At 54.5% G+C, this 10,147-nt stretch carries 9 protein-coding genes and 1 other annotated feature; of the genes, 6 read left to right on the plus strand and 3 right to left on the minus strand.

Features of this window, described 5'->3' with window-relative positions; translation table 11 throughout:
* Positions 1-1,083 (plus strand): hypothetical protein (locus tag JW953_04160; GenBank protein ID MBN1991871.1); only part of this gene is annotated, 1,083 nt, incomplete at its 5' end.
* A gap of 11 nt (positions 1,084-1,094) precedes the next feature.
* On the opposite strand, the gene JW953_04165 is transcribed toward JW953_04160, so the two are convergent.
* From JW953_04165 to JW953_04175, 3 genes are all read right to left on the minus strand, one after another.
* Positions 1,095-2,051, minus strand: a complete 957-nt coding sequence (locus JW953_04165) for a prephenate dehydrogenase (GenBank protein ID MBN1991872.1) — start codon at positions 2,049-2,051, stop codon at positions 1,095-1,097.
* 93 nt (positions 2,052-2,144) lie between these two features.
* Complete coding sequence (locus tag JW953_04170; protein ID MBN1991873.1) at positions 2,145-2,771, minus strand: hypothetical protein; 627 nt, start codon at positions 2,769-2,771, stop codon at positions 2,145-2,147.
* Positions 2,772-2,920: 149 nt separating this feature from the next.
* Complete coding sequence (locus JW953_04175) at positions 2,921-3,682, minus strand: hypothetical protein (protein MBN1991874.1); 762 nt, start codon at positions 3,680-3,682, stop codon at positions 2,921-2,923.
* Positions 3,683-4,019: 337 nt separating this feature from the next.
* Between JW953_04175 and JW953_04180 the strand changes: the two genes are divergently transcribed.
* From JW953_04180 to JW953_04200, 5 genes are all read left to right on the plus strand, one after another.
* A complete protein-coding gene (locus JW953_04180) occupies positions 4,020-6,254 on the plus strand; it encodes a 6-phosphofructokinase (GenBank protein ID MBN1991875.1) in 2,235 nt (744 codons plus the stop codon).
* A 65-nt stretch (positions 6,255-6,319) separates the two neighbouring features.
* Positions 6,320-6,547 (plus strand) — a binding site (T-box leader).
* A gap of 109 nt (positions 6,548-6,656) precedes the next feature.
* Positions 6,657-7,943: a serine--tRNA ligase gene (gene serS / locus JW953_04185; protein MBN1991876.1), complete on the plus strand. Its 1,287-nt coding sequence runs from the start codon at positions 6,657-6,659 to the stop codon at positions 7,941-7,943.
* A gap of 65 nt (positions 7,944-8,008) precedes the next feature.
* Entirely contained in the window at positions 8,009-9,196 is a 1,188-nt protein-coding gene (gene carA, locus JW953_04190) for a glutamine-hydrolyzing carbamoyl-phosphate synthase small subunit (GenBank protein MBN1991877.1), read from the plus strand.
* Positions 9,193-9,894: a class I SAM-dependent methyltransferase gene (locus tag JW953_04195; protein ID MBN1991878.1), complete on the plus strand. Its 702-nt coding sequence runs from the start codon at positions 9,193-9,195 to the stop codon at positions 9,892-9,894. Before carA ends, JW953_04195 begins: the two co-directional genes overlap by 4 nt.
* Before the next feature lie 50 nt (positions 9,895-9,944).
* Positions 9,945-10,147: hypothetical protein (locus JW953_04200; protein MBN1991879.1), on the plus strand; the 203-nt coding region annotated here is incomplete at its 3' end.

Below are 10,147 nucleotides of genomic sequence, written 5' to 3' on the forward strand. Positions count from 1 at the left end.
CAGGAGATTATCCACCGCACCCTCCAGCGACACCAACGCCAGGAATGGAAAACCCGGGGCAGGCAGGGAACCTATTTTGGCGGAGCGATGTTGTGGGGCGTTGCTCAAGCCGATCCACAGGGGAGCCAGGTGCGGATTACCAGTGTTACCCCAAGCGGCGAAGACGACACATTCTACTATGTGTTGGAAACCGATGCCGTGGGCGGCCTGTTGCTTTACAACTGGCAACAGGATAGCGAAAGGCGTCTTTTTCACAAAGAAAGCTTTTGGGTGAGAGAGTTGGATTACCACCCGGAGGATAATGCGCTCATCTGCGCTCAATACTTTCCCAACGGTACGGCTAACCTGGCTCGCCTCAAAGGATATACCCTGCAAGAAATTACCGAGGGCGACTCGGTTGACGCCGCCCCCTCCTGGGTGTTGGCCCAAAAGGAACAGATTGTTTTTCAATCGGCCGGGGTGGGGCGCAATGCCAATGGTTATCCCATTGGCCTGGGGCCTTTTTGCGTTGAACTGCTAAATTTGAAGACGGGCCGCCTGACCACGCTGCTGGACGACCCGCAATACGATTTTTTGCTGCCCCACATGACCGCCGCCGGCGATCTCTACTTTATTCGCCGGCCCTATGAGAGCGACAGCGGGGGTAAGTACTCTTTCCTCAACTTTATCACCGATATTCTGCTCTTCCCCTTCCGCCTGCTGCGGGCCATCTTTCACTTTCTTGATTTTATATCATTGACCTTCTCTAAAAAACGCCTGACCATGGCCGGTGGGCCTAAAGTGGAAGGAGAGGACGAAAAAACCATTCTGTTGCGGGGAAAAATCATTGAGGCGCAAAAAGTTCTCCGCGAAGGAACCGGCGACAAGGAAACACCGGCGCTGGTCCCTGATTCCTGGGAGCTGGTAAAACAACAGACTAATGGCGAGGAAACCATTCTGGCCAGGGGAGTGGTTGCTTTTGACCTTGACGCAAAAGGCAACTTGATTTACACCAACGGCAGCGCCGTGTATAGCCTGGACAAAACCAATAAACCGCAGCGCCTGCTCAAGGGCAAGTTAATTCAAGATGTGGTCATTGTCTAGCAGAAATCCAGCTATCGCCTGAACCCGATCAAGCGCTTCATAAAACTGGGGGTTTCCACCTGCGCTGCCTGCAATTCGGGATCAATAAAGCGGCCTTTGCGATAATCCACCAGCCAGTTGTAACGTTCTACTACGGCCTGGTCTATCATTTGCGCCAAGGCAGTTTGCTTGCTATCGGCGTTGGCTATGAGCAGGCGTAGTTGATTTAATTGCTCAAGATAACTATCAAGCCAACGAACCAGGTCATCCCGGTTGGTCAACCAATCCTCTGTTAAGGCTTCCGGCGTACCCACTGCGCCGCAGGAGACCTGCTCAAACAAACTGCCGGCCAGCTTACGAATCTCGCGCCAGGCGGGCAGAGAAGAAAGCGTGTTGAGCAGCGACACGCCCAACACCGCCGGTAAATGCTCAACCGCCGTAACCAGGCCATCATGTTCGGCGGCGTCCAAAAAAAACGGCTCAGCCCCAATCAGATTAACCACGTCCACTAATAGTTGCACCGCCGCTTCATTGGCGGTGGGGGAGGGGGTCAAACAATAGAGGCGCCGGCGAAATAAATCGGCGCGGGCGTGTTCAAGGCCCTGGCCAGGGGGATGGACAATGGGGTTGCCGCTCACAAAATGAGCATGGTCGGGCAATAGTTCTTCAGCCCAGGTCAAGATAGATTTCTTGCTACGCGAAGTATCACTAATTACCACCCCCTGCTTAAGATCAGGCGCAATTACGGCCAGGGTGGGCCGGATACCATCCAGCGGGATCGCCAAAATGATCAAGTCGGCCGGCTCGCAAGCGTTAATTAGATTCCACTCGGCCTTATCAAAAGCGCCCTTCTTTACCGCAGCCTGAGCATTAGCTAACTCTTTGTCGTGCGCCAACAAGCGGGGCGGGTCGTCTATTTGTTTTAAGGCTAAACCCAACGAAGCGCCAATAACGCCTGCGCCCACAATAGTAACGGTAAAGTTGCTCATCTTTATCACCTCATCAAAAAAGGTAGCAGAGTAGCAGGTAACATGAGCGGCCGGCCATCTTGCTTGGCTACTTTATTGCCTTGCTACTTTGCCTCAATTCAAATCATCCGCTTTCTGCAAGGCGGCCAGTAGTTTATCTTCCTCCGTGTTCGCCGCCGTTTCTAGTTTGTCCTGATGCCGGGCAATCAGGCAAACGGCCAGCGGGTCACACCCCGCCTGTTTGGCCCAGGCCGCGCCGATGGCCGGGTGATGGGCGTGAATCACAAAGGGTCGCCGCCACCGGGGGATTTTTTTAACGACTGCCGGGCCAAACCCGGCCGCTAACGCCCGGCTTCCGCTCTGAGCTAACCATCTTAAAACAGCCGGCCAAAAGGCTTTGAGCAGCACAATCAGCGCCCGGTGCAAAAGGGGCTGGCCCAGGCTTTTGGCCACATCGTGCAGCAGCGCAGCCTGCAAAAGAGCGGGCTGATGATGGCCGGTTTGGGACAGGGTCCACACTACGGCCAGGGCGTGCCGTTGATCGTTAGGCGGCATGTGGTCAAAAAGACGTTGTTGGGAGGCTGTTTTTAAAACAGAAGCGACCAGCGCTTTGTCTACGCCGGTCAAGCTCCCCCGCCCGCCGCCGGCCCAGGCCGGAAGACCGGCCCTGAGGGCCACAAAAAATTGGTAAACCCGGTAAAGAGCGGGATGCGTGGTTTTAGTGGTTTTAAAAGAAGTCATGCCACGCCAAACAGCCAGAGGGCAATAAGTTGAGCCGGTTTAAAGATAAGCGCTTCAATAATAGGCAATCCTTGGCACCAGGCAAAAAAGAATAGGGACCAATTCATCTAGCAATTTGGCAGTTGTTAACTATCACCTGCGGGTATGAATCAATAAAAACTGCCACCTAAACCTCGTAGCATTTGGTAGCTTTGAAGTGCCAGAAATCCAAACAGAAACACTATAAAAATGCTTCTCAAGAACACCAAGCCAACAATGGCAACAATAGTGCCAGAGACAACTGAAAGCCAAAGCGATTTACGAACGCCATCCCACGGATAAACCTTGATAAAAAGATGGCGTGTCACATTCCCCCCATCAAGTGGGAAGACAGGCATAAGATTGATCAGACCCCAAAACACATTCACCCAAAGTAATGAGGCCAACATTGCATTAACAATCCAACTACTGCTGGGCAGAAATGCGCCTGGTAACGGGATAATGCCTAAAAACCAATTTATTGTGATCTGTCCTCCCATTATGGCAACCGTTGCCAGCACAATTGCAGCCAATAGAAAACCGGCAAGAGGTCCAGCAAGAGAGATAAAAATTTGTTGCGTCGAGTCGTCCACGACATTGGTCCATCGTCCACTCCTACGTGACGATACAGGTACTGTTAACCCACCTGCTATATGTAAAACGATATAGGAATCCTGACCATATAGTCGCATCATGAACGAATGGCCCAATTCATGAATCAAGATTGAGAAGAATACAACTATGACCCATATCAGCAGTTGAATAATATTGCCAGAATATGCCCCGAGGAACAGAGTTAACAACCAAAATAGAGGATGGACACGAACCGGTATCCCGAAGATCGTGAATTTTACGTCTAAACGAGTATAAGGAGGTACTTGAAAAATAGTCATAATCTTGTCTTATATTGCTCCTGGTACCCTGAAAAAACTACCCACCACAACACCTCCTAACGAGCTGTATAGTTATCCAGATTTCTGATTGCGCGAGAACGAGTATCTCTCAACGCGGCGGTTCGTAGTAATATTGGGGTCTTCTCACAGGGTTCTCTCACCAAAGGTTAATACAGGGCATTATAACACGCGCCAGGCCGATTGCGAAATCAAGGCCAACGGCCAACCCTCAACGGCGAACCGTTGCAACGATTACCAAAGAATTTGCAGCCTGATAACATTCGGGGTAAATTTAGACAACGATTTGGCTTGCCTATTACTTGAGCAGGAGCATGACATGTCAACCAATCAAACCAAAAGCCTGGGCGTTCTTACCAGCGGCGGCGACGCCCCAGGCATGAACGCGGCCGTGCGAGCCGTGGTGCGCACAGCGCTGGACCGAGGCGTGGCGGTATACGCCATTTACGAAGGCTACCGGGGCATGGTTGAGGGCGGCAACCGCATCCGCCAGATGGATTGGGACTCGGTGGGGGGCATCATTCAGCAGGGCGGCACGGTTATTGGTTCGGCCCGTTGCCAGGAATTTCGCACCCGCGAGGGACGGCGACAGGCCGCCCGCAACCTGTTGGAATACGGCATTGATAGCCTGGTGATCATTGGCGGCGACGGTAGTTTGACCGGGGCCAATCTCTTCAGGCAGGAATGGCCGGAATTGCTGGCCGAATTGGTTGAGCAGGGCCAGCTTAGCCAGAAGCAAGCCGAGCAGCACCCCCACCTGAAAATCGCCGGGATGGTCGGTTCTATTGACAACGACATGTTTGGCACCGATATGACCATCGGCGCGGATACGGCCCTGCGCCGCATTGCCGAAGCCGTTGACGCCATTTCCAGCACCGCCGCCAGCCATCAACGCACCTTTGTGGTTGAGGTGATGGGGCGTCATTGCGGCTACTTGGCCCTGATGAGCGCCCTGGCCACCGGCGCGGGTTGGGTTTTGATCCCCGAAAGCCCGCCGGAGATGGATGATTGGGAAGATGAAATGTGCCGGGTTTTAAAGGCCGGCCGTGATGCCGGTCGGCGGGCCAGCATTGTGATTGTGGCCGAAGGCGCCCAGGATAAAAACGGGCAGCCCATTTCCAGCGACTACGTTAAAAAGATATTGGAGGAACGATTGGGCGAAGACACCCGGGTGACGATTTTGGGTCACGTCCAGCGGGGCGGCTCCCCCGGCGCTTTTGACCGCTATCTGACTACTTTGCTGGGCCACGCTGCCGTAGAGGAAATCCTGTCCACTCCCCCAGATAGCGAACCGCAACTCATTGGCATTCGCCACAACCGGATCATCCAGTCGCCTTTGATGGCGTGCGTAAAAGAAACGCACGATATTGCCGACGTGATTGCCGCTCAAAATTACGAAAAAGCTATGGAAATGCGCGGCGGCAGTTTTAAGCAAGCCTTCCACATTCTTAGCACCTTGCAACGAGCCAAGCCTCATCAGCCGGAACCAGGCCAGAAACAACTGAAACTGGCGGTGATGAATGCGGGCATGCTGGCCCCCGGCATGAACACTGCCGTGCGCACCGCCGTCAGGTTGGGCCTTGATCAGGGCCATACAATTTTGGCCATCAGAAATGGGTTCCAGGGCTTTATCAACGGAGAGATTGAAGCGATGCAGTGGATGAGCGTAAGCAATTGGGCCTCCCGGGGCGGGTCCGAGTTGGGCACCACGCGGAAAGTGCCCACCGCCAGCGACTTTTATGCCATGGCCCGCCATATTGAAGAGCATCAGATTCAGGGGCTGCTGATGATTGGCGGCTGGCCCGGTTATGCCGCCATTTACCAACTGTATAGTAAACGAAATGAATTTCCCGCCTTCAACATCCCCATGATCTGCCTGCCCGCCACCATTAACAACAATCTGCCCGGCTGCGAGTTGAGCATTGGCATTGATACGGCGCTGAACAATATTGTGGAAGCGGTGGATAAAATCAAACAATCGGCCATGGCCGCCCGGCGCTGCTTCATTGTGGAAGTAATGGGCGGCTACTGCGGCTTTTTGGCCTTAATGAGCGGGCTGGCCACAGGCGCCGAACGGGTTTACCTGCACGAAGAGGGCGTGACTTTGAATGATTTGCAAACAGACCTGACCCACCTGGTGGAAGGATTTGAACACGGCAAACGATTAGGCTTAATGATCCGTAACGAAAAAGCCAACCCTTTGTACAGCACCGATTTTATGCGCGCCCTCTTTGAAGAAGAAGGCGGCGACCTGTTTGACGTGCGCCAGGCTATTTTGGGACACTTGCAAATTGGCGGCGACCCTTCGCCCTTCGATCGCATTCAAGCGACCCAATTGGCGGCCCGGTGCATAGATTTTCTGGTTGAGCAAATAAAAAAAGGTTCCGCCCCTGTTGCGGCCATTGGCCAGCAAGGTGGCAAAGTACAGATTTCCAGTCTGGAAGATTTTCCGCGCCTGGTTGATCTGGAACGCCAACGCCCTAAAGAGCAGTGGTGGCTGGACCTGCGCCTGATTGCCAGGGTGATGGCCCAACCGGGACCAAAAAATGTTTAACATTAGCCCGTTGGAACGTTTTTAAGGCCGTGTTGCGTAAATAAACCTTTGTGCTATAATCTCCCCCAACGGCTGTGACGGAGAAAAGTAAGCCATCTCCCGGATTTTAGAGACGCGCCGGTTGGTGCAAGGTGCGCAAAGGGTTGGCTGAATTCCACTCTTGAGCCGGCGGCGATGAGCCGACCCGGATGCGCCCGTTATCGCGCGTGCGTGTTATCACGCCATAGAGATTGCCGCAACTGAACTTGCGGCGAAAAAAGGTGGCACCGCGAGAAAACAGCCTCGCCCTTTTAGGGGCGGGGCTTTTTGTTACAAGGTAGCAAGGTGACAGAGTAGCAGGGATGATGTCACTTTGTTACTCTGCTACCCTGATACTCTACTAATTACTTAAGGAGGAATCTTGTGCTTGACCTAAACTTTATCCGCGAAAACCCTGATCAAGTCAAAGCCGCGCTGGTCAACCTGAATACCGAGGCGCCCATTGACGAAATTTTGGAACTGGACCGGCAGCGGCGCGATATTCTGAAAGAGGTGGAAACTCTGCGCCAGGAACGTAACGCCGGCAGCAAGGCCATTGGCCAACTGATGCGCCAGGGCAAAAAAGATGAAGCCGAAACCCAAAAACAGCGCATGACTGATCTTGGCGACCGGATCAGCCGGCTTGACGAGCAATTGCGCCGGATAGAAACCGACCTGTTGGACAAGCAGCTTTACGTGCCCAACATGCCCGGCCCCGGCGTGCCAGTTGGGCCGGATGAAAACCACAATGTTGAAGTGCGGCGGTGGGGCGAACTGCCCAAATTTGATTTTGCCCCCAAAGCCCACTGGGACCTGGGCGAAGCATTGGACATTATTGATTTTGAGCGCGGCGTAAAAATCAGCGGCACGCGCTTTTACGTGTTCAAGGGCGCGGGCGCGGCCCTGCATCGCGCTTTGACCAACTTTTTCCTGGATGTGGGCGTCCGGGAACACGGCTACACCGAAGTTTACCCGCCCTTTATGGTGCGCGAGCAGGCCGCCATTGGCGCGGCCCACCTGCCCAAGTTCCGCGACAATATGTACTACGACGCCGAAGAAGATTACTGGTTCATCGGCACCGCCGAAGTGCCGCTGACCAATCTTTTTGCCGGCGAGATTCTGGACGCCGAACAACTGCCGATCAAGTATCTGGCCCATACCCCCTGCTTTCGCCGCGAGAAGATGAGCGCCGGGCGCGACGTGCGCGGCATCAAACGGGTACACCAATTTGAAAAAGTAGAGATGTACCATTATACTCTGCCCGAAGAAAGTTACGAGCACCTGGAACAAATTGTGGCCAACGCCGAAGACCTGTGCCGGCGGCTCAACCTGCCCTACCGGGTGGTGCAGATGCGCACCGGCGACCTGGGCTTTGCCGCCGCCAAAAAATATGACCTGGAAGCCTGGGTGCCCGGGCCCGAAGGCAAAGGCGAATGGCTGGAAATCAGCAGTTGCAGCAACTGTGTTGACTTCCAAGCCCGCCGGGCCAATGTTCGCTTCCGCCGCGAGCCAGGGGCCAGGCCAGAGTTCATCCATACCCTCAACGGGAGCGGCCTGCCTCCGGGACGATTGATGATCGCCGTACTGGAAAACTACCAGCAAGCCGACGGCAGCATTGTGGTGCCGGAAGTGCTGCGGCCGTATATGGGCGGATTAGAGGTCATACTCTAATTGTTTAGGCAGCGTAATAGGATCACGTGTTACATATCACGTGTCAGGCAAAACGGAGGTGATCTTTGCCCCAAAACCCAAACAGCCACACCACCCCGGCCATCCTGGCCCTGGCCGACGGCACGATCTTTTACGGCCAATCCTTTGGCGCGCCGGTCACCATCACCGGCGAAGTGGTATTCAACACCAGCCTGACCGGCTACCAGGAAATTCTCACCGACCCCTCGTACTGCGGCCAAATCGTGACCATGACCTATCCCCACATTGGCAACGTGGGCGTTAACCCGGAAGATGTTGAAGCCAACCGTCCCTGGGCCGCCGGGCTGATTGTGCGCGAGGTCAGCCGCCGGGTGAGCAATTACCGGGCCACCCAATCGCTGCCGAACTATTTACGGGAGAACAGCCTGCCCGGCCTCACCGAGGTTGACACCCGCGCCCTGGTGCGCCACATCCGCACCCGGGGGGCCATGACGGCCGCGGTTTCTTGTGATCCTGCTCTTTCCGCCGACGATTTGGTGGACATGGCCCGCGCCGCCCCCTCTATGGAGGGGCTGGATTTAGCCAAAGTTGTCACCTGCGCCGAACCCTACCACTGGGATGAAGGCGTTATCACCGAATGGCGCGCGGAAAACACCTACCGCGCTTCACGCGCTACACACCATGTGGTAGCCTACGATTTTGGCATCAAACACAACATCCTGCGTTTATTGAGCGAGGCCGGCTGCCGCGTCACCATTGTGCCCGCCAACACCCCCGCCGAGGATGTGCTGGCGCTGAACCCCGACGGTATTTTTCTGTCCAACGGCCCCGGCGACCCCGCCGCCGTCACCTACGCCATTAAAAACACCAAAAAACTGGTCGAGGAAAACCTGCCCATTTTTGGCATTTGCCTGGGCCACCAAATTTTGGGGCTGGCCTTGGGCGGCCAAACCCATAAACTCAAGTTCGGCCATCGCGGGGGTAACCAGCCCGTCAAAGATGTTACCCCCCCTACCTCCCCCCCAGTGGGGGAGATAAGAGGGGGGGCAGGGGCGGTCGCCATTTCCAGCCACAATCACGGCTTTGCCGTTTCCGCCGGGTCTTTGCCGGATGACGTGGAGGTAACGCACATCAATTTAAATGACAATTGCATCGAGGGGTTGCGGCACAAAACCAAACCCGTTTTCAGCATCCAGTACCACCCGGAGTCGTCGCCGGGACCGCACGACGCGCTGGAATTTTTTAAGCAGTTTGCGGAGTTAATGGCCAAATGAAAACCAACCCGTTTTTGTTTGATGAATTTACGCCCACCGGCGCCGACTATACCGACATGGCCGAAGTTGCCGTTTACGATGAACGAATGTCGAACTTACGGAACCCTGAAGCGCAGGCGCGTGAAATCCTTGAACTACTGAAGGTCAATGAACCCAAACTGTTGGTTGAGTTTGGGCCTGGCACCGGCGCGTTTGCGATTGAAGCCGCGCGCCAATTTGAGGCGGTGGTGGCCGTGGATACATCTGCCGCCATGCTCAGTTATGCCCGCCAAAAAGCGCAGGCGCAAAACATTAACAATATCACCTTTGTTAAGGCCGGTTTTCTCTCGTACCGGCATCACCATGAACCTGCCGACGCCATTGTAACCAATATGGCGCTGCACCACGTGCCCGACGCCTGGAAATTTGTTGCCTTCCGAAACATGGCCCGCATCCTCAAACCGGGCGGCAAACTATTTCTGGGTGATGTAGTATTTTCCTTTGCCATAGACGAATTTGAGCACCACACGCATCAGTTTGTGGCCTCGATCAAAGAAACAGCCGGGCCGGAACTTGCCGCCGAAGCACAAACCCACATTTGCCGTGAGTTTTCCACCTTTGATTGGATTATTGAAGGCATGTTGGCCAGGGTGGGCCTTAGCGTGGAAATTTTAAATAAAGAACCATTGTTTGCTCGTTATCTCTGTACAAAAAAATAGGTTTTTTATCTGCCTGTACGGCTCTGCGGCGATACAAAAAGGACATCGTTATGCCCAAAAGAACCGATATTGAAAGTATTCTCATCATCGGCGCCGGCCCCATCATCATCGGCCAGGCGTGCGAATTTGATTACAGCGGCGTACAGGCGTGCAAGGCCCTCAAAGCCGAAGGCTACCGCGTCATCCTGGTCAATTCCAATCCCGCCACCATCATGACCGATCCCGAATTTGCCGACGCCACCTACATTGAACC

This window comes from Anaerolineae bacterium (assembly GCA_016931895.1).
Classification (GTDB): domain Bacteria; phylum Chloroflexota; class Anaerolineae; order 4572-78; family J111; genus JAFGNV01.